The sequence below is a fragment of the Shewanella sp. OMA3-2 genome, from assembly GCF_021513195.1.
GTDB lineage: Bacteria > Pseudomonadota > Gammaproteobacteria > Enterobacterales > Shewanellaceae > Shewanella.
The window spans coordinates 808,859-827,975 of record NZ_CP090974.1; the positions used below are offsets into that span (position 1 = coordinate 808,859).

Consider the following 19,117-nt stretch of genomic DNA (forward strand, 5'->3'; position numbering starts at 1 on the left):
AAGACTATGGAGCATGTGAGTGAGTGATTTTATTAGGCAGCAAGTGTTGCCTCATTTTGGCATTGATTTAGATAAATTCACCATCTCAACGCTTGGAAATGGACATATTAATCAGACATATCTAGTACGCTGGCCTGAAGGTGAATTTGTCTTACAAAGAATAAATGTCGATGTATTTACCCAGCCAGACATACTGATCACCAATGCAGTCCATGTTAGTGAACATCTTCTACAGCAAGCTGAACAAGGGCATTATCAATTACAAGTTGTTAAGCCTGTTATCACCCAAGATAAACAATATGCTATTAATCTTGGTGAAGGTGGTTATTGGCGGGCAATTACTTATTTACCCAATAGCCATACTATTGAAGTGGTCACCAATACTGAACAAGCAAAAATGGCGGCCAGCGCCTTTGGTCATTTTGCCGCGGCATTGAGCTCACTAAACCCCGATTGTATTAATGATGTTATTAAAGATTTTTTGAATTTTCCTTTCAGATTACAACAGCTAAAACAAGCGGTAAGTGATGATAAATGCCAGCGCTTATCAGCATGTCAATACTGGGTTGATTTGGTTTTTAGTCAACATGAGTTATTTGATGAGCTGGAGCAGGTTGAATCGCTATTACCTTTACGTGTTTGTCATAATGATACCAAAATTAACAATATGCTGTTTGACCAGCGTGATATGTCAAGGATGGCCATTATTGATTTAGATACTTGTATGAAAGGCTATTTGATGTATGACTTTGGCGATATGGTGCGGGCCTTTTGCTCGCCAGAGGAAGAGGATTCTACCGCATTAGATAGGGTTATAGCACGACCAGAGATTATTGCCGCTGCCAGCGAAAGTTACATCAAAGCACTAGCTGGGGTGATTACTCCGATAGAAAAGCGAAGCTTATGGTTAGGTATAAAAGTTATGGCATTGATGTTGGGGAGTCGCTTTTTAGCAGACCATATTAATGGCGATGTTTATTTCTGTATTCACAGGCCCAATCATAATTTAGATCGTGCGACTAACCAGTTAACTATTTTTAAAAGTTTGTTAGCGCAAGAGGCGAGATTAAAACCACTTTTCGAATAATATTGAGTCGACTATAAAGGTTAATTAATGGGTGAATTTAAGTGATGCATATTTCAAAATATCAGTGGATTTTATTTGATGCAGATGAAACCTTGTTTCACTTTGATGCTTTTGCGGGACTGAAGTTATTATTTGCAAAATATAATGTTGAATTTAATCATGCTGATTTTGCTCATTATCAAACGGTAAATAAACCTCTTTGGGTTGAATACCAAAATGGGGTGATAGATGCCAAAGAGTTACAGACACAAAGATTTGTTGAGTGGGGGCAGAAGTTAACCGTACAACCTGAGCTGCTAAATCATGGTTTTTTGATGGCAATGGCGGATATTTGTGAACCTCTACCCGGTGCTAGGGCGCTGGTTGAAGCTTTAGTGGGCAAAGTTAATTTAGGTATTATTACTAATGGATTTACCCAACTTCAACAAATTCGCCTCCAAAAAACCGGAATGGATACAGCATTTTCTCAGGTAATTATTTCTGAACAAGTGGGTAAAGCTAAGCCAGATAAAGCGATATTTGATCATGCATTTGAATGCATGGGGCAGCCTGAAAAGCATAAAGTGTTAATGGTTGGTGACACATTGCAGTCAGATATTTTGGGTGGTATTAATGCAGGTATCGACACTTGTTGGCTAAATCCCGCAGGTTTAATGGCTGACAGTAATATTCAACCTCATTATCAAGTCAGCTCATTAACCGAGTTACATCAACGACTATTACCATAATTAATCGATTTTCATATTCAAACGAACATAAAAAACCGTATTAAGCATTCACTTAATACGGCTATATCATCACCTATAAGCTGCTATTGAAATAAATCTTCCGTAGCGCTATCAATAAATATCTCACCAGAACTCTGGGTCTCTACTGCATACTCTTTAGGTTCAGTGCCAGCAACAAAATACTCAAATGCTGTGGTGTGATCTGTTTTTCGAGTCAGTTTGCCAGTTTCTAAATCAATACGAACAGAGACAATTCCTTTTGGTGGCTCAGCCGATACTTCTGCAGTGCCTTTTAGTGCTTTATTCATAAAGTCATTCCAACCCGGACCAGCCGTTTTCGCGCCAGCTTCTCCACCTGATATTTGATCAGGTGCACCGCTTGCCATCCAGCTAGCTCGTCCCAGTTGACGGCCATGATCATCAAACCCAACCCAAAATGTTGAGGTTAAAGTTGGGTTGAAACCACTAAACCAGGTATCACGTGATTCGTTAGTTGTTCCTGTTTTACCAGCAATATCATGGCGCTTAAGTAACTTAGATGCACGCCATGCAGTACCGTTCCAGCCAGTGCCCTTACTCCAATCTCCACCACCCCAAATAACACTTTTAAGTGATTCTGTGATCAAAAAGGCCGTTTGCGCTGAAATGACTTGCTTAGCATAGCGGCCATTTTGACGATTACAGACTAATTCAGTATCCGAGTTAGCAGCTGATAGCTCTTGATTCATTGCCGCAAAAGGATCGCTGCTAGTTTCATCGTTTAATGGCTCGTTAATGGGCTGGTCATTCAACTCTGAGGAACAAGCCAGAGTAGGAGAGGCTTGTTCAATTACATTATCGTATGAATCTGTTACGTGGTCGATAAAGTAAGGTTCAACCAAATAACCACCATTGGCAAACACGTTAAATGCTGTTGCCACTTGCAAAGGTGTCACTGAAGGGGAGCCCAGAGCTAAGGACTCATTGCGTGGTAAATCTTTAGCATCAAAGCCAAATTTTACCAGTTCATCCGTGGCATTTTGCAAGCCCACATGACGCAGTGCGCGCACCGACATAACGTTAATCGATTGAGCTAAACCTACCCGTAATCGAGTTGGACCACCATAGATATCCGGCGAGTTTTTGGGGCGCCAGGCTGTTCCTTGACGAGTATCAGGTTTATTAATAGGCGCATTGTTAATTAAGGTGGCCAGGGTCCAATCTTTCTCCAAAGCCGCAGCATAAATAAATGGCTTAATATTAGAACCTAATTGACGCTTAGCTTGAGTTACCTGGTTAAACTGGCTTTGGCTAAAACTGAATCCACCTACAAGTGAGCGGATAGCGCCATCAAATGGGTCTAAACTAACCGTTGCACTTGAAACCTCAGGGATTTGCGATAATTGCCAGAAGCTGCCGTTATTGCGTACATAGACTTGCTGGCCCTGCGATAAAATATCGGCAGCAAGTTTAGGGGGTAAACCTTGACGTTTATCAGTGATAAATTTACGCGCCCACTTTAACCCAGACCATTCAATGGTTATTTCTGAACCATCGGCAAGCAGCATCTTTGCTTGCTGATCAGTAACAGCCATAACCGCTGCGGGTAAAATACCTTGCATAGGAGGTGTTTTGGCTAACTGTTCAATAATCTCTGCCCGTTCGAGTGGCGTTTCTGTCCAGAGTTGTGAAATTGGACCGCGATACCCGTGACGTTGATCGTATGCGAATACGTTATCTCGTAACGCATCTTGAGCCATTAACTGTAAATCGGATGAAATAGTGGTGTAGACATTATAACCATTGGTATAAGCTGCTTCTTCACCGTATTTTTGGATCATGTAATCACGGGCCATTTCAGAAATATATGGTGCATATAAATCTATTTCAGCACCATGGTATCGTGCGGTAACAGGAGTATTAATCGCTTCTTGATATTCTGCTTCAGTAATGTTGTTTTTCTCCAACATTCTGCTTAATACCCAATTGCGGCGTGCTGTCGCTCTAGCAGGATTACGAATGGGGTTTGCCGCAGAGGGAGCTTGCGGTAAGCCTGCAATCATTGCCATTTCTGGTAATAACAATTCATTTAAGTTCTTACCATAATAAACTTGCGCCGCCGCTCCAACACCGTATGCACGGTTACCTAAAAATGAGCGATTTAAATAAAGCGTTAAAATTTCGTGTTTAGTAAGGGTTTTCTCAATTTTTAACGCGAGAAATATTTCTTTTATTTTACGAATATATGTTTTTTCGTTTGATAAGAAAAAGCCTCGAGCAACTTGTTGAGTAATAGTACTCGCGCCTTGGCTTTTCTTGCCTGTAGTAATTAAAATGGTTGCAGCACGAATAATGCCGATTGGGTCAATACCTTTATGTTCGAAAAACCTCGCATCTTCGGTATCAAGTACAGCATTGATAAGTTGTTGTGGTACATCTTCAAACTCAACTGGAACTCGACGCTTCTCACCAAATTGAGAAATGAGTTTTCCGTCACTACTATATATACGCAGTGGTGTTTGTAATTGAACTGTTTTTAGTGAGTTAACATCAGGTAGGTCAGGTAAAACATAAAAATATGCTGCAGCAATAGCACCTACACCAAGTAAAGAGAGACTAAAAAAAGCAATTAATAATCGTTTAAACCACTTCACGCATGTATTCCAAAAAATCTTAAATAGTGCCCTAGTATATAAGCCGCAACCATTTTGGTGAAGTAAAAACGTATAAACAAAAAAATTGTGTTTGTACAATATAGAAACATTTTATACAAATAAGTGTAACGAGATGATTTTGTGCTACTATATTTTAAAACAATAAAAGAATTGTGATGACGGAATATGCTTTCTAAATTATGGAGGCGTCAAGCTCCGCAAATGGTGGGTGTCGATATAGGCTCCCATGAAGTAAAAGCCATATTGCTTAGTAAGACTGCTGATGGATATAAAATTCAAAATTATGCGACTGTGCCAATTAAAAAGGGTGCAGTAGCCGATCACGACATTCGCGATTCTGAGGCGGTATTAGAATCGTTAAGACAAGTGAAACGATCTTTGCCTAAAGGGGTGAAGTTTGCGTCTGTTGCCGTTTCAGGGTCAGCGGTTATGACCAAAGTGATTTACATGGATGCTTCATTGAATGAAGAAGAAATGGAAGCACAAATTGAAATTGAAGCAGATAACTTGATCCCCTATTCACTTGATGAAGTTAGTATCGATTTCGAAACACTGAGTCAAAACAGTACCGACCCGACAAAGGTGGATGTTTTACTGAGTGCTTGTCGTACAGAAAATATTGACTCACGTGTTGATGCTTTAGATGCGGTCGAATTAGATGTCAAAGTAGTGGATGTTGAAGGATATGCGCTAGGGCGATCAGCTGAGCTGATTTATGCACAACTTCCCGAAGGTGCTAAAGATAAGACCATAGCCATGGTTGACGTCGGTGCTAATATTACTACGTTTGCCGTTGTCGAGCGTGGTGAAACGACATTTATACGTGAACAAGCATTTGGTGGTGAGCTATTTACTCAATCTATTTTATCCTTCTATGGCATGTCATATGCAGAGGCTGAATTAGCTAAAGTGAGCGGCAATTTACCTAGAAATTATATGTTTGAAGTGTTATCCCCATTCCAAACTCAACTGCTGCAACAAATCAAACGTACTTTACAAATATACTGCACTGCCAGTGGTCGCGAGAAAGTGGATTACGTTGTGTTATGTGGTGGGACAGGCAAATTAGAAGGTATGGCAACCGTATTAACCAATGAACTTGGTGTTCACACTATTGTTGCAGATCCTTTTCAAGGTTGTTTGTATGCCGATGAAGCAATTAAATCCCAATTACAACCATCAATTAATAAGTTCATGGTAGCAAGTGGCTTGGCGCTGAGGAGTTACGCTCAATGGCGAACATAAATCTACTTCCGTGGCGCGAAGAGGCGGGAAAAACAAAAGCGCGACTTTATCGGTATCCTCGCGCTAGTCTTTTTAGTGACATCATTATTAGTTTATTTGTTTATTAGCTATATAGAATTAGTGACAGACGATCAACGTCAGCGGAATCGTTATTTAATGTCTGAAATTTCCTTTTTGGATACCCAAATTGCGGAAATTAGCGAAATAACTAAACGTAAAAAAGACATCGAACGTCGAACTGAAATTATTTTAGCGCTTCAGCAATCTCGTAACTTACCGACTCATGTATTAGACGAGTTAGTGAGAATCGTTCCTCCAGGAATTTATTTATCGAGTATTGAGAAGAAAGGCAGCACCCTTTGGATTGAAGGTCGCAGCGAATCAAATAATAACGTAGCGAATATGATGAGGAAAGTCACAACTTCTGACTATTTAACGGATCCAAGCATGCAGTCAATTATTTCTCAAAATGAAGAATTACGCCAGTTGCAGCGGTTTAAGTTAAAAGTATCTATTACTAATGAATTTGGTAATCAAGTCCTTGATATGCAGCAAGGAGCGAAAAAATGAATCTTGATTTAGACCAATTTAATGATATTGATTTTGAAAATATTGGTGGCTGGCCTAAGTTAGTCAAGATCGTTTTTGCAGCGTTCTTATCTATATGTGTTATTGGTGCCAGCTATTATCTATTTATTGCAGATACTATTACGGTAATGGAGTCTGAACAGAAAAAAGAAATCGAATTAAAAGCTGATTTTGAAACTAAATATCGATTAGCTGCTAATCTAAAGTTATACCGTGAGCAACTTGTGATTATGGAAATGCAATTTGCAGAGTTATTAAAAATGCTGCCTTCTGAAAATGAAATGCCAGGATTACTCGATGATATAACTTTTGCCGCCACGGATGCAGGTTTAAGAATAAACAGTTTAGATTGGGATAATGAAATTGAGCGTGATTTTTATATCGAGTTTCCCATTCGATTAAATGTTGAGGGTGATTACCATGAAATCGGCAATATGGTTAGTGGGGTTGCAAAACTTCCTCGTATTGTGAGTTTGCATGATTTTACTATTAGCTATAAAGAAGGCGGTGGTTTATCTATGGCTATTTTAGCTAAAACCTACCGCTTTAAAGAAGGTGCAGAGTTACCTAAAGAAAATGCAAAGGGGAAGAATTAAATGAAACTCTTACCCGTTTTTATTGGTGTTAGCTTGTTATTAACTGGCTGTATTGGTGACCGCAGTGATTTAGAGTTATTTGTAACAACAACTAAAGCACAGCATGTCGCACGTATTCCGCCACTAACAGAAACACCAAAGTTTGAGCATTTTTCATATCAAGCAGAATTAATGCGCAGCCCTTTTGTTCCGCCTTCAAGAGAGTTAACCGAAGAAGTCATTGATACGTCAAAAGACTGTTTACAACCCGACTTGAAAAGACGTAAGGGACGATTGGAAACCTACGCGCTAGATAATTTAAGAATGCGTGGTACGTTAAGTGAAGACGATAGTATTTGGGCATTAATCGAGTCAGCTGATGCTAATGTTTATCGGATGGGAGTGGGCGAGTATTTAGGGCTTTATCATGGTCGCATTTCAAATGTATCGCCCCAATATATCGAAATTATAGAATTAATTCCTGATGGTTCAGGTTGTTGGGCTGAACGCCCTAGCAACTTAGAATTATCAGGCAAGTAACCATGCGAAGGATGAGCGAATAATGAAATCTTCTGCCGCGATGAGAAAATCAATGACGAATTCATCAATAATAAAAACCCTTTTAGGGTCTGTGCTGTTAATTTGTGCTTTGCCGAGTGCGTTTGCGGCTAATCGCCTGCTGGATGTGAAGTATCATTCAGTTGTCGATCATCAATTAGAATTAGAGCTGGTATTTGAGTCTGAAATTACTTCCCCTACAGTGGATCTTTCAGCCAATCCGGCCGAAATTATTTTAAACTTTGATGACACTATCTCTAGTTTAGCTAAAGACAAATTACCTATAGATAGCGTAGGTGTTAAATATCTGACAGCACAGCAACAAGCGAGTGATCTTTCAGTTATTGTCGCGCTTAAAAGTGTTAAGCCTTATCAGGGTAAAATAGAGGGTAATACTTATCGTTTAACGATTAACGATGCGGTATCAGGGCCTTCTAGCGCAGATAACCCATTTGTTAATGCGATAAATAGCATTGATTTTAGACGAAATGCAAAAGGTGGTGGAGAGTTATTATTTAATCTTAGTAATCGCTCTGTGGCTGCCAATGTTGAGCAGGTCGGCGCAAAACTCGAAATTAAACTATATAACACTAATATTGGTGATGACTTATTGTATGTAATGGATGTCCAGGATTTCGCGACTCCAGTCAGTAGTTTTGAAACATTCAAAGAAGATTTAACTGCACGAGTATTAGTCGATGTTGGTGGCAACTATGAATACAATTATAAGCAAGATGGTAATGTGTTTACTGTCAGTATCGATAAAATAGAAAGAGTATCGGTTGCCAAAGAGGCTAAAAAATATAATGGCCGCTCTTTATCATTAAATTTCCAAAATATTTCAGTTAGAACTGTGTTACAGATTATTGCCGATTATAATAATTTCAACTTAGTGACCAGCGATACCGTTGAAGGAAATATTACATTACGTTTAGATGATGTACCTTGGGATCAAGCATTAGATCTAATTTTGCAAACCAAAGGACTAGATAAGCGAATTGAAGGTAATATTTTAATGGTTGCGCCGAGTGAAGAATTGGCTATCCGCGAAAGTAATGACCTTAAAAATAAGCAGGAAGTAAAAGAATTAGCGCCATTATATTCGGAATACTTGCAGATTAATTATGCTAAAGCGGTTGATATTGCAGAGCTATTAAAAGGTACTGATTCCAGCTTGTTATCTACTAGAGGTAGTGTTGCGGTTGATGAGCGTACTAACACTTTATTGGTGAAAGACACTGCTGAGATTTTAGAAAGTATTCATCGTTTAATTGAAGTGCTAGATATTCCAATCAAACAAGTGCTAATTGAAGCCCGTATGGTGACAGTTAAAGATGATGTTTCTGAAGACTTAGGTATTCGTTGGGGCATCACAGATCAGCAGGGAACGAAAGGCTCATCAGGTTCACTTGAAGGTGCAGGAAGTATTGCTGGTGGAATAGTGCCTAGTTTAGATGACCGTTTGAATGTCAACTTGCCTGCAGCGATTTCTAATCCAACCAGTATTGCATTCCATGTGGCAAAGTTAGCCGACGGTACCGTGCTTGATTTAGAATTAAGTGCTTTAGAGCAAGAGAACAAAGGCGAAATTATTGCTAGCCCACGTATCACAACCTCAAACCAAAAAGCGGCTTATATTGAGCAAGGTGTTGAAATTCCATATGTGGAATCAGCATCAAGTGGCGCCACATCAGTCACCTTTAAGAAGGCTGTATTGTCGTTACGTGTTACCCCGCAAATTACCCCAGATAACCGTGTCATTTTGGATCTAGAAATTACCCAAGATTCACAGGGTAAAACGGTTCAGACTCCCACTGGTGAAGCAGTATCTATCGATACACAACGCATTGGTACTCAAGTGCTTGTTGATAACGGTGAAACGATTGTATTAGGGGGGATTTATCAACAGAACCTAATTAGCCGTGTTAGTAAGGTGCCGGTTTTAGGCGATATACCTTTAGTTGGATTTTTATTCAGGAATACTTCGGATAAAAACGAACGCCAAGAGCTATTGATTTTTGTGACACCAAAGATTATTTCTGAAAAGTTATAACATACAATAAAATGATAAAGGCCAGCTAACTCTAAGCTGGCCTTTGCTTTTAGCTAGATTAGTGACTTTTATTTAATATAATTGCCACCATCACTTGCCAGCAGTAGCCTTAAGCTGAGATAATCCTCCGTCAAGTCTCAGTAGAGCAAGGTAATATTTTAAGCGGTCGGCTGTATCTTTAGTCGATCAGGCATTCTTTTATATAAGATTCAGACGTATACGAAATGGCTGAAAAACGTAATATTTTTCTAGTAGGCCCTATGGGCGCAGGTAAAAGCACAATTGGCCGTCATTTGGCTCAAATGCTGCATTTAGAATTCCACGATTCTGACCACGAGATTGAACAACGTACAGGCGCTGATATCGCTTGGGTGTTCGATGTTGAAGGTGAAGAAGGTTTCCGTCGTCGTGAAGCACAAGTTATTGCCGATCTTTCAGAGAGGCAAGGTATTGTGTTAGCAACTGGCGGTGGTTCAGTTCAGAGTAAAGATATTCGCAATTATCTTTCTGCTCGCGGAATTGTGGTGTATTTAGAGACGACTATCGATAAGCAAGTTGCTCGTACGCAACGTGATAAACGTCGTCCATTACTGCAAGTTGATGACCCACGCGAAGTTCTTGAGAACTTAGCAGAATCACGTAATCCTTTGTACGAAGAGATTGCAGATGTCATCGTAAAGACAGATGAACAAAGTGCGAAAATTGTCGCAAATCAAATAATTGAGCAACTCGGTTTTTAGGTAAAATAATGCAACAAATTCAGGTCGACTTAGGTGATAGAAGTTATCCTATTTATATAGGCCAGAGTTTGATGCATGATAGCGCGCTTTTTAGCCGTTACCTTGCAAACAAGAATATACTCATCGTTAGCAATGACACTATTGCCCCTCTGTATTTATCTACATTGGAACAGGCAATGGTGTCTTGTGCGTCAGTTGAAAAAATTATTCTGCCTGATGGCGAGCAATTCAAAAATCTTGATCATCTGGATATTATTTTTTCAGCTTTGCTTGAGAATAACTTTGCCCGTGATTCAGTTCTCGTTGCTTTGGGTGGTGGTGTGATTGGAGATATGACCGGTTTTGCTGCTGCCTGTTATCAACGTGGAATCGATTTTGTTCAAGTACCAACGACATTATTGTCTCAAGTGGACTCTTCTGTTGGTGGAAAAACGGCTGTAAACCATCCCCTCGGCAAGAATATGATAGGCGCATTTTATCAACCTAAAAGCGTTATTATTGACACCGAATGCTTGAAAACTCTTCCTGCTAATGAATTTGCTGCCGGTATGGCTGAAGTTATTAAATACGGTATTATTTGGGATGGGGAGTTTTTTGCTTGGTTAGAGCAAAATGTCGACGCTTTAAAAGCACTAGATACACAAGCGCTTGAATATACCATATCTAAATGCTGCCAGATTAAAGCGGATGTTGTCACACAAGATGAAACAGAGCGCGGTGTTAGAGCGTTACTTAATCTTGGGCATACTTTTGGCCATGCTATAGAAGCTGAAATGGGCTATGGTACCTGGCTGCATGGTGATGCTGTAGCAGCAGGCACAATTCTTGCTGCATTAACTGCGCAAGAACTCGATTTAATAGATAAGTCAATAGTTTGTCGTATAAGGGATTTATTTGTCGCATTTGATCTGCCGGTTAATGCTCCTAAGTCGATGGATTTTGATAGTTTTATTAAGCATATGCGGCGTGACAAGAAAGTGTTAGCTGGTAAGATTCGATTAATTTTACCAACCGCTTTAGGTCAAGCAGATGTTTTCAGTGATGTTAGTGAAGACTTACTTGAGCGGGTGATCAGCCGCGCATAATTGACGTGTGGTGGATTTTTTGACTTCAGCATTATTATTACTTCCAACCCAAGAAGAGCTAGTTGAGCGACTTCAGCATACCGCCAGTTATAGTGGCCAGCTACTGCTATTATGTGGTCAAAAGGGATCGGGTAAATCGACCTTAAGTGCCGCATTAGCTAGTGAACTTGATGATTATAATTCAGCGCTTGTACTTTGCCCTCAGCATGCTGCTTCAGCAGAAATCCGACGTAAAATTTTAGTTCAATTAATTTCTTCGCCTATTTTTGACGATGAAATACCTCTTATGGATACAATTATGCGTATCCAGTCAACGCTGACTAAGCCACTGCATATCATTATTGATGATGCCCATTTATTGCCAAAAACCTTATGGGCAGAATGTATTCTGCTATCAAAAATTCAATGTGCTGGCTCAAATGTGTCAGTGACGATGGCCATGGACTCATCTTATCTATCAAAATTAATGGCTGAGTTATCTAATGACATGCGTGAGTTATTATTGCCTATAACGATTGAGCCATTGCCGATAGCAGAACGAGATGGCTTATATCAAAGCTTATTAATGAGATCCGGTAGCACGTCTTTTATCGCCAGGGATATTATTCATCGTCAGCTGGAGAATCAATCAGGCACACCATTTGAGGTTGTAGAGTTACTGCAATTAGCATTAACAGAGCCTAAAAAAAATAACTCAGGTCGGGGAATAAAAATCAAATTAGCCTGGCTGTTAATACTGTTAACTGTATTGGTGGTAATGGGTTATTTGTTTAAAAATGAGCCAAGGTTTAATCGAATAGAATCAACCCAGCCGCAAAAACAATTGACAGCACTTCAACAGCAACAAAGAGATAGTGCTGAAGTGTTCATCGTATCTTATGGCAAGATATTGATATCACCTATCATGTCAGCAATAAAAAAGAATCAAGCCTATCAGCCCCTTATGATATTAGATAATAAGCCCACTACGGATGAAAAGGTGAGTTACATTCAGGAAGTAGACTCTGTAGCGCTTAATCAAACCAAGTCTAATGCTGATGCCATAAGGCCTAGGTTAAAACCTAAACCCGTTAGTTTAGAGACATCAAGGGGCGGTAAAGCTGCGAGTAAGCCAATATCGACAAAGGAAAGTGACAATAATAAGCTGCCTAACAAGGGTTATACGCTTCAGTTAGCCAGTGTAATAGATAAGAAGTCATTAGAATCGATAGTAACTAAAATCGGTAATAAAGAGGCTGTGTATATCGCTAAACATAAACAGCGATATGTGTTGTTATTCGGTCTATATCTTTCCCCGCAACAGGCTCAAAATCAGGCTCAGCGCTTACAAACTGAGCATGGTATAAGTGCGCCTTGGATGAGAAAGTGGGCTGATTTAAGCGAATATAGAATTGAACTGGAAAGTCGATGATAAATAAGTGTAAACAGAGTACAATCTTCAGCTTTAATTTTAGCCGCAAGTAACTCACTTTATGACAAAAAAGCATCGAGCCTTTCTTAAATGGGCGGGGGGAAAGTTCAAACTCGTCGAGGAGTTGTCGAAGCATCTCCCTGAAGGTCAGCGATTAGTTGAACCTTTTGTTGGTGCTGGCTCAGTGTTTTTAAATACCCATTTTGACGATTACTTATTGTGCGATATCAATCCAGACTTAATAAACCTTTATGAAATAGTAAAGCAACAGCCAGAAGAGTATATTAAAGCGGCTAAAGCATTATTTGTTGCTGAAATGAATAATAAAGAAGCTTATTATCGTATACGTACTGAGTTTAATTTAAGTCGCGACTCCTTCACCCGCTCAGTGTATTTCTTATATTTAAATCGATTTGGGTTTAATGGTTTATGCCGTTATAACCGCAAGGGGGGCTTTAATGTGCCCTTTGGTTCATATAAGAAGCCTTATTTTCCTGAAGCTGAAATTCGGTATTTTTCCGCCAAAGCTAAAAATGCCACTTTTAAGTGTATCGGCTATGAAGATGCATTTGCGCTAGCAGGAGATGGTGATGTTATTTACTGTGACCCTCCATATGCACCGTTATCGACTACTGCCAGTTTTACGACCTACGCAGGTCCAGGCTTTAGCTTAGATGATCAAGCTTTGCTGGCTAGGCACTCACGCCATACAGCGCATAAACGCAATATTCCCGTGCTGATTAGTAATCACGACATTCCATTGACCAGAGAGCTTTATCGGGGCGCAAAACTAGCAACAATATCTGTGCAACGAAATATTAGCCAGAAGGGCAGTTCGCGAACTAAAGTAGATGAAATTATGGCGCTATATGACCACCACTATTTTGATGATGATGCGTGTTAGGCTTGAGGGATTAGCTCAGAACTTGTTGTACAATAAAGATTAACGTTAAAACCATCACTATAGCCAAAGCAATACCCATTAGAATAAAAGGCACAGGCGAAGTTGTTTTAAAATCTCGTTGACGATTGCTATTGGTTTGCACTCCAAAAAATGCCGCAATCGTGCTGCTAAATACCCGCCAAAAAGACACGGTTAAATCTGCTCAGGATTATTTGATGCAGGTATATCCGTAAGCGGCTTATCTTTATGACCATATAATAATTCAATTAAATCGATAAAATGAAACTGACTTGAACGGCTATTACCAGAGATCCAGTTTTTCCAACTGACATCATGCTCTTTAACTGCGCAGCGGTTAACTGGGTGGCTAGAAGGCAGGCTTGAATTATAATTAACATTGGCCTTACAGGCGCAGGCCTGATCGGAACTTTGTTTGGCTGACGATGAAAATGCAAAGCTAATTAGCACAACTAAAGTTGACGTCGTTACCATAGCAAAGATGGAAATCATTGGTTTTGCGCTAAGGTACGAAAATAAACGATGTGGACGTAATTCCATAACAGGATCCTTGCCATTAAATAATGCCAGAACAGTACTGACATTTTTCGTTTTCATCAAACTTAATATAAAAATAATATTTTTACTAAAAAGTAATTTAATAACTTAATTAACAATGTGTTAGGTTGTTAAAGTCATATTTAGCTTTGTTGTATTTATAGCTAACTAGTCATACGAGTGCATCGATATCAGAAGCAGTACTTGTAACATAGCCAACATCTTGGTCATTATACCAAATCCGTATAGTTTATGAACATATACAGCATATTTATTTTTAATATCAAACTTGTTACCTAGGTAAGGCATTTTTTTGTCGTTTAACTAGAGGCTTTTCGCCTCAAAGGGTAAACTATTGCTTCATTCATTTTGCTGCGAGACCAAGATGCAACCTTATTTAATTGCTCCATCAATCTTATCTGCTGACTTTGCCCGTTTGGGTGACGATGTAAAAGCTGTACTCGATGCGGGTGCAGATGTGGTGCATTTTGATGTAATGGATAATCATTATGTTCCTAATTTAACCATTGGTCCTATGGTTTGCACAGCCTTACGACAATATGGGATCACTGCAGATATTGATGTTCATTTGATGGTTAAACCCGTTGATAGAATTGTGCCTGACTTTGCTAAAGCAGGGGCATCAATTATTACCTTTCACCCAGAAGCCTCTGAGCATGTTGATCGCACTTTACAGTTGATTAAAGAGTCAGGATGTAAAGCGGGTTTAGTGTTTAATCCAGGCACGCCATTACATTACCTAGACCATGTTATGGATAAATTAGATGTCATTTTGCTGATGTCGGTTAACCCTGGTTTTGGTGGTCAGTCGTTTATTCCGTCAACATTAGATAAATTACGTCAAGTACGTCAACGTATTGATGCCAGTGGTTTTGATATTCGTTTACAAGTAGATGGCGGGGTAAAGGTTGATAATATTGCCGCAATCGCAGCCGCAGGTGCAGATATGTTTGTTGCCGGTTCAGCTATTTTCAATCAACCTGACTATAAAACCGTGATCGATGAGATGCGCAGCGAGCTAGCAAAAGTATAGGCAATAACGTCAAGTTCATTAGATAGTAGCCAAGCCATGACAAATTTTGATCGAATACGTGCCATAGCCTTTGATTTAGATGGCACTTTAGTTGACAGTGTGCCTGATTTGGCAGCTGCAACCAATGCAACATTACTTGAATTGGCTTTGCCGCAAGCAAGTGAAGAGCAAGTAAGGGGCTGGGTAGGTAATGGCGCTAGAATGCTTATACACCGAGCACTCAGCTTTGCACTGGCTAAAGAGGTTGATGAAACGCTATTAACAGACACTATGCCTAAGTTTATGCGCCATTATGGCGAATATCTTGAAAAATATAGTCGTTTATATCCTAATGTTTTATCGACGCTAACCACTTTAAAGCAGGCGGGTTATCGTTTAGCTGTGGTGACCAATAAACCTTATCGTTTCACTATTCCGTTATTGGAAGCGTTTGGTTTAAGTGACTTTTTTGACTACGTCTTAGGCGGCGACTCATTAGCAAGAATGAAGCCTGACCCTTTACCCCTTAATCACCTGTTGCAGCAATGGCAAATTCAGCCGCAGCAGTTATTAATGATAGGCGACTCTAAGAATGATATCTTAGCGGCTAAATCGGCCAATGTTGCGGTCATAGGATTAACCTATGGTTATAACTATGGTGAACATATTAGTTTAAGTGAACCGAATGAAGTGTGTGACGATTTTGGCCAGATCAGCCGTTTTTTACTCACTCAATAATTTTAAATACAGTAATTGGAGCAACAAAACCCATGACTAAACCCATAGTTTTCAGCGGAGCACAGCCATCGGGCGAACTCACCATAGGTAATTATATGGGCGCGCTACGCCAGTGGGTGGCAATGCAAGACACACATGACTGTATTTATTGTGTCGTTGATTTGCATGCAATTACTGTTCGTCAAGACCCAGCTAAATTACGTGAAGCTTGCTTAGATACATTAGCGCTTTATTTAGCCTGTGGTGTTGACCCTGATAAAAGCACCGTGTTTGTGCAGTCACATGTGCCACAACACACTCAGTTAAGTTGGGCGTTAAACTGTTATACCCAAATGGGTGAGTTAAATCGCATGACCCAGTTTAAAGATAAATCACAAAAGCATGCTAACAATATCAATGTTGGCTTATTTGGTTACCCTGTATTGATGGCTGCAGATATATTACTGTATCAAGCTCAGTCAGTACCTGTAGGGCAAGATCAGATGCAGCATCTTGAACTGACACGCGATATTGCCACTCGATTTAATAATGCCTATGGTGACACTTTTACCGTGCCTCAGGCATATATTCCAGAGCACGGCGCTAAGGTGATGTCATTACAAGAGCCGCTGAAGAAAATGTCTAAGTCTGACGATAACCGCAATAATGTGATTGGTCTGCTTGAAGATCCGAAGATAATTCTTAAAAAAGTTAAAAAAGCCATGACCGACAGCGACGAGCCACCAGTAGTGCGTTTTGATGCTGATAATAAGCCGGGAGTGTCAAACCTATTGAGCCTGATGTCAGGTGTAACAGGTAAGTCAATTTCGACCTTAGAAGCTGAATTTGAAGGTAAAATGTACGGTCATTTGAAAGTCGCAACAGGCGAGGCAGTTGTGGCTATGCTTGAGCCATTGCAAGAGCGTTTTAAGCAGTATCGTGCTGATGAAGCCCATCTTGAAAAAGTGATGAAGCAAGGCGCTGAAAAAGCCAAAGCCCGTGCCCAAGAAACAATTGATTTAGTGTATAAAAAGATTGGTATGATCGTTTAACTTTCGAGTGTTGTTATTTTTAAAAAACCAGTATCACTAGGCTTAGATACTGGTTTTTTTATCCTCTTTGGTTTGTTGCTGTAGCCATTCAATGAATGCGGCAACACCGGGTAGCTTCTTCTTTCGGTGTTTACACAAAAAATTAAACGTAAAATCAGTAAATACTGGCGGTAAATCAAGTGCCACCAAACGACCCGCTTTTATATCAGAGTCCACCATAAAGTCAGATGCCAAGGCAATGCCTTGTCCTGCATTAGCCGCTTCTATCGCCAGTAATACGTGACTAAAAACATGTCTTTGCTGGGTATGGTTAAAGTGCCATTGATTGTGTAGTCCCCAAAAATCCCAATCAAGACCCAAGCCAGGTTCATCGACCGCCAGTAACGATTGCTTTTTAAACCAATCGGCATCGAATAGATCCTGTTGTTGGAGTAACTCTGGGCTACAAACAGGGATTAAACGTTCATTATGAAGCGTCGTTTGCCAAAATCCCGCTTGCTCATGTCGACCGCAGATAAACATGTCCGCCACAGCGTCGCTTAGCATGGGTTCATCTGTAATCATATTCAGGCGAATATTGTATTGAGGATATTGGCGTTTAAAATCACCTAAGCGAGGAATAAGCCATTTAATCGCAAAAGAACTGAACACGGCCAGTTGTAAATGTTGATTTTGCTCACCGATGATCCGTAAGCTTAAATCGTTTAATTGATTGAATATTTGCTCTAGTTCATCAAATAGGATCCGGCCTTTTTCAGTTAACTGGAATTGCTTTCCCGAACGATTAAACAGTGTTTCCCCAAAGTAGTTTTCAAGCTGCTTTACCTGATGTGATACCGCGCTTTGAGTGACGCACAATTCTGTTGCAGCAAGTGTGAAATTGAGGTGTCTCGCAGCGGCTTCGAAAACATGTAAGCTTCGTAGTGGAGGAAGTTTTCGCATTACTGAATAGTGCCTTGTTGGTCGGTGGTAAGGGTGAATTAACTGTTGCTATGTTGCTAAAGGTAATGATGAATAAACATTAGCTGGCTGTATTAGCTGGCTGTATTAGCTGTACTAATAGTGAAGACCAAATTGCACACCACCAAGGGCGGCTTAATAGTGTATTTTAAGATATTCAACATCAGGTATTAATTTAACTCATACATTGAAAAAAAACATCATTATTATTCATATAAGGTGATCGCTATGATGGCGCCATATTAAATTGTAGTGAGCAAGATATGCAGCCATCAGCTTTGTTGGGTATAGGGTTATTGATTATCGGCAATGTTTTTAGTGCCCTTTATGATGTGTCGGTTAAATGGTTACCATCGAATGCAGATGCAGCCAGTTTTTTATTGATCAGGCAATTATTATCAGTGTTAATGATATTACCGCTATGGATATATAGCGGTCGCCCACAGACAACCCATTATAAAATGCACCTTTTTCGTGCCAATATTGGTGCCATTGGCGGATTGTGTTTTATTATCGGTTTGATGTCTTTGCCTTTAGCCACGGCAGGCGCCTTGTTTTTCTCTGGGCCTATCATGATTATGGTGTTGGGAGCGCTACTGTTTAAAGAAAAGGTTACTTCGCTGCAGTGGGTTGCTGTATTTCTAGGGTTTATCGGTATCATCATTCTCCTGCGGCCAACACAAGTAAATTGGTTTGCTGTGATCGTGCTGGTTAGTGCGCTGACGTTTGCGATTAGTCAACTGACACTAAAAAAATTGCCATCGGCTGAAACACCTGCATTAACGCTGATGTTATATAATTTATTCAGTTTACCGTTAGTGTGTTTGATGGTGGTGTTTTTTGGTGAGTTGACAGTGTCTATCGACATCATTTTAGTGGCTTTATTAAGTAATGTTTTTCTACTGATATACCAATGGTTTTGCTTTTTTGCTTATCGAAAAACACAGGCTAGCGACATTGCGATTGCCGAATATACAGGGCTACTTTTTTGCGTTTTTTTTGGTTGGCTTTGGTTTGATGAATGGCTTGATGGATTAAGCTGGCTCGGTGCGGGATTGATTATTCTGCCTTCGTTAGTGCTGCCCTATATCGCGTATCTGTGGCGAAAACAGCAGAGTGATAAACAGGCTCTAATTAAAAAAACACATCCTTTGATTAGTGGATAATAGAAA

18 protein-coding genes and 1 pseudogene are annotated in these 19,117 nt (G+C 39.9%); 15 read left to right on the top strand and 4 right to left on the bottom strand.

Annotated features, from left to right (window positions below; translation table 11 throughout):
- Nucleotides 1–19 precede the first annotated feature (19 nt).
- Together L0B17_RS03675 and yjjG are read left to right on the top strand one after the other, a co-directional pair.
- Nucleotides 20–1,087: a phosphotransferase enzyme family protein gene (locus L0B17_RS03675; protein WP_235087663.1), complete on the top strand. Its 1,068-nt coding sequence runs from the start codon at nucleotides 20–22 to the stop codon at nucleotides 1,085–1,087.
- Between the two features lie 44 nt (nucleotides 1,088–1,131).
- Nucleotides 1,132–1,815, top strand: a complete 684-nt coding sequence (gene yjjG / locus L0B17_RS03680; RefSeq protein ID WP_235089528.1) for a pyrimidine 5'-nucleotidase — start codon at nucleotides 1,132–1,134, stop codon at nucleotides 1,813–1,815.
- Nucleotides 1,816–1,898: 83 nt separating this feature from the next.
- On the opposite strand, the gene L0B17_RS03685 is transcribed toward yjjG, so the two are convergent.
- On the bottom strand, nucleotides 1,899–4,448 hold the full coding sequence (locus L0B17_RS03685) for a penicillin-binding protein 1A (protein WP_235087665.1): 2,550 nt from the start codon (nucleotides 4,446–4,448) through the stop codon (nucleotides 1,899–1,901).
- A gap of 186 nt (nucleotides 4,449–4,634) precedes the next feature.
- Between L0B17_RS03685 and L0B17_RS03690 the strand changes: the two genes are divergently transcribed.
- From L0B17_RS03690 to L0B17_RS03730, 9 genes and pseudogenes are all read left to right on the top strand, one after another.
- On the top strand, nucleotides 4,635–5,714 hold the full coding sequence (locus L0B17_RS03690; protein WP_235087667.1) for a pilus assembly protein PilM: 1,080 nt from the start codon (nucleotides 4,635–4,637) through the stop codon (nucleotides 5,712–5,714).
- Nucleotides 5,702–6,284: pseudogene (locus L0B17_RS03695) on the top strand (PilN domain-containing protein). The gene L0B17_RS03690 and the pseudogene L0B17_RS03695 overlap by 13 nt, the downstream one beginning before the upstream one ends.
- Nucleotides 6,281–6,898: a type 4a pilus biogenesis protein PilO gene (locus L0B17_RS03700; RefSeq protein WP_235087669.1), complete on the top strand. Its 618-nt coding sequence runs from the start codon at nucleotides 6,281–6,283 to the stop codon at nucleotides 6,896–6,898. The pseudogene L0B17_RS03695 and the gene L0B17_RS03700 overlap by 4 nt, the downstream one beginning before the upstream one ends.
- On the top strand, nucleotides 6,899–7,417 hold the full coding sequence (locus L0B17_RS03705) for a pilus assembly protein PilP (RefSeq protein ID WP_235087670.1): 519 nt from the start codon (nucleotides 6,899–6,901) through the stop codon (nucleotides 7,415–7,417).
- A 22-nt stretch (nucleotides 7,418–7,439) separates the two neighbouring features.
- Nucleotides 7,440–9,488, top strand: a complete 2,049-nt coding sequence (locus tag L0B17_RS03710; protein ID WP_235087672.1) for a type IV pilus secretin PilQ — start codon at nucleotides 7,440–7,442, stop codon at nucleotides 9,486–9,488.
- A 224-nt stretch (nucleotides 9,489–9,712) separates the two neighbouring features.
- Nucleotides 9,713–10,228, top strand: coding sequence for a shikimate kinase AroK (aroK, locus tag L0B17_RS03715; protein ID WP_188842299.1), 516 nt, complete (start codon nucleotides 9,713–9,715; stop codon nucleotides 10,226–10,228).
- A gap of 5 nt (nucleotides 10,229–10,233) precedes the next feature.
- Entirely contained in the window at nucleotides 10,234–11,313 is a 1,080-nt protein-coding gene (gene aroB / locus L0B17_RS03720) for a 3-dehydroquinate synthase (RefSeq protein WP_235089530.1), read from the top strand.
- Nucleotides 11,314–11,332: 19 nt separating this feature from the next.
- Nucleotides 11,333–12,724, top strand: a complete 1,392-nt coding sequence (locus L0B17_RS03725) for an AAA family ATPase (RefSeq protein ID WP_235087674.1) — start codon at nucleotides 11,333–11,335, stop codon at nucleotides 12,722–12,724.
- A gap of 61 nt (nucleotides 12,725–12,785) precedes the next feature.
- On the top strand, nucleotides 12,786–13,628 hold the full coding sequence (locus L0B17_RS03730; RefSeq protein WP_235087675.1) for a Dam family site-specific DNA-(adenine-N6)-methyltransferase: 843 nt from the start codon (nucleotides 12,786–12,788) through the stop codon (nucleotides 13,626–13,628).
- A 10-nt stretch (nucleotides 13,629–13,638) separates the two neighbouring features.
- Here the strand turns inward: L0B17_RS03730 and L0B17_RS03735 are convergent, their stop codons facing one another.
- Both L0B17_RS03735 and L0B17_RS03740 read right to left on the bottom strand, forming a co-directional pair.
- Entirely contained in the window at nucleotides 13,639–13,818 is a 180-nt protein-coding gene (locus tag L0B17_RS03735; RefSeq protein WP_235087677.1) for a DUF2970 domain-containing protein, read from the bottom strand.
- A gap of 2 nt (nucleotides 13,819–13,820) precedes the next feature.
- Entirely contained in the window at nucleotides 13,821–14,186 is a 366-nt protein-coding gene (locus tag L0B17_RS03740) for a hypothetical protein (RefSeq protein ID WP_235087679.1), read from the bottom strand.
- A 382-nt stretch (nucleotides 14,187–14,568) separates the two neighbouring features.
- Here L0B17_RS03740 and rpe point away from each other — a divergent pair, with 382 nt between their 5' ends.
- From rpe to trpS, 3 genes are read left to right on the top strand one after another with little or no spacing between them, the layout of a single operon-like run.
- Complete coding sequence (gene rpe / locus L0B17_RS03745) at nucleotides 14,569–15,237, top strand: ribulose-phosphate 3-epimerase (RefSeq protein ID WP_235087681.1); 669 nt, start codon at nucleotides 14,569–14,571, stop codon at nucleotides 15,235–15,237.
- Nucleotides 15,238–15,273: 36 nt separating this feature from the next.
- Nucleotides 15,274–15,954, top strand: a complete 681-nt coding sequence (locus tag L0B17_RS03750) for a phosphoglycolate phosphatase (protein WP_235087682.1) — start codon at nucleotides 15,274–15,276, stop codon at nucleotides 15,952–15,954.
- A 32-nt stretch (nucleotides 15,955–15,986) separates the two neighbouring features.
- Complete coding sequence (gene trpS, locus L0B17_RS03755; protein ID WP_235087684.1) at nucleotides 15,987–16,985, top strand: tryptophan--tRNA ligase; 999 nt, start codon at nucleotides 15,987–15,989, stop codon at nucleotides 16,983–16,985.
- Nucleotides 16,986–17,027: 42 nt separating this feature from the next.
- Here trpS and L0B17_RS03760 read toward each other — a convergent pair whose 3' ends face one another.
- Nucleotides 17,028–17,927, bottom strand: coding sequence for a LysR substrate-binding domain-containing protein (locus L0B17_RS03760; protein WP_235087685.1), 900 nt, complete (start codon nucleotides 17,925–17,927; stop codon nucleotides 17,028–17,030).
- A gap of 281 nt (nucleotides 17,928–18,208) precedes the next feature.
- Here L0B17_RS03760 and L0B17_RS03765 point away from each other — a divergent pair, with 281 nt between their 5' ends.
- Complete coding sequence (locus L0B17_RS03765) at nucleotides 18,209–19,111, top strand: DMT family transporter (RefSeq protein ID WP_235087687.1); 903 nt, start codon at nucleotides 18,209–18,211, stop codon at nucleotides 19,109–19,111.
- Nucleotides 19,112–19,117: the final 6 nt, after the last annotated feature.

Coding starts and splice junctions, on each gene's coding strand:
- yjjG (WP_235089528.1), top strand. CDS start 1,132: ATGCATATTTCAAAATATCAGTGGATTTTATTTGATGCAGATGAAACC.
- L0B17_RS03690 (WP_235087667.1), top strand. CDS start 4,635: ATGCTTTCTAAATTATGGAGGCGTCAAGCTCCGCAAATGGTGGGTGTC.
- L0B17_RS03700 (WP_235087669.1), top strand. CDS start 6,281: ATGAATCTTGATTTAGACCAATTTAATGATATTGATTTTGAAAATATT.
- L0B17_RS03705 (WP_235087670.1), top strand. CDS start 6,899: ATGAAACTCTTACCCGTTTTTATTGGTGTTAGCTTGTTATTAACTGGC.
- L0B17_RS03710 (WP_235087672.1), top strand. CDS start 7,440: ATGAAATCTTCTGCCGCGATGAGAAAATCAATGACGAATTCATCAATA.
- aroK (WP_188842299.1), top strand. CDS start 9,713: ATGGCTGAAAAACGTAATATTTTTCTAGTAGGCCCTATGGGCGCAGGT.
- L0B17_RS03730 (WP_235087675.1), top strand. CDS start 12,786: ATGACAAAAAAGCATCGAGCCTTTCTTAAATGGGCGGGGGGAAAGTTC.
- L0B17_RS03740 (WP_235087679.1), bottom strand. CDS start 14,186: ATGGAATTACGTCCACATCGTTTATTTTCGTACCTTAGCGCAAAACCA.
- rpe (WP_235087681.1), top strand. CDS start 14,569: ATGCAACCTTATTTAATTGCTCCATCAATCTTATCTGCTGACTTTGCC.
- L0B17_RS03750 (WP_235087682.1), top strand. CDS start 15,274: ATGACAAATTTTGATCGAATACGTGCCATAGCCTTTGATTTAGATGGC.
- trpS (WP_235087684.1), top strand. CDS start 15,987: ATGACTAAACCCATAGTTTTCAGCGGAGCACAGCCATCGGGCGAACTC.
- L0B17_RS03760 (WP_235087685.1), bottom strand. CDS start 17,927: ATGCGAAAACTTCCTCCACTACGAAGCTTACATGTTTTCGAAGCCGCT.
- L0B17_RS03765 (WP_235087687.1), top strand. CDS start 18,209: ATGCAGCCATCAGCTTTGTTGGGTATAGGGTTATTGATTATCGGCAAT.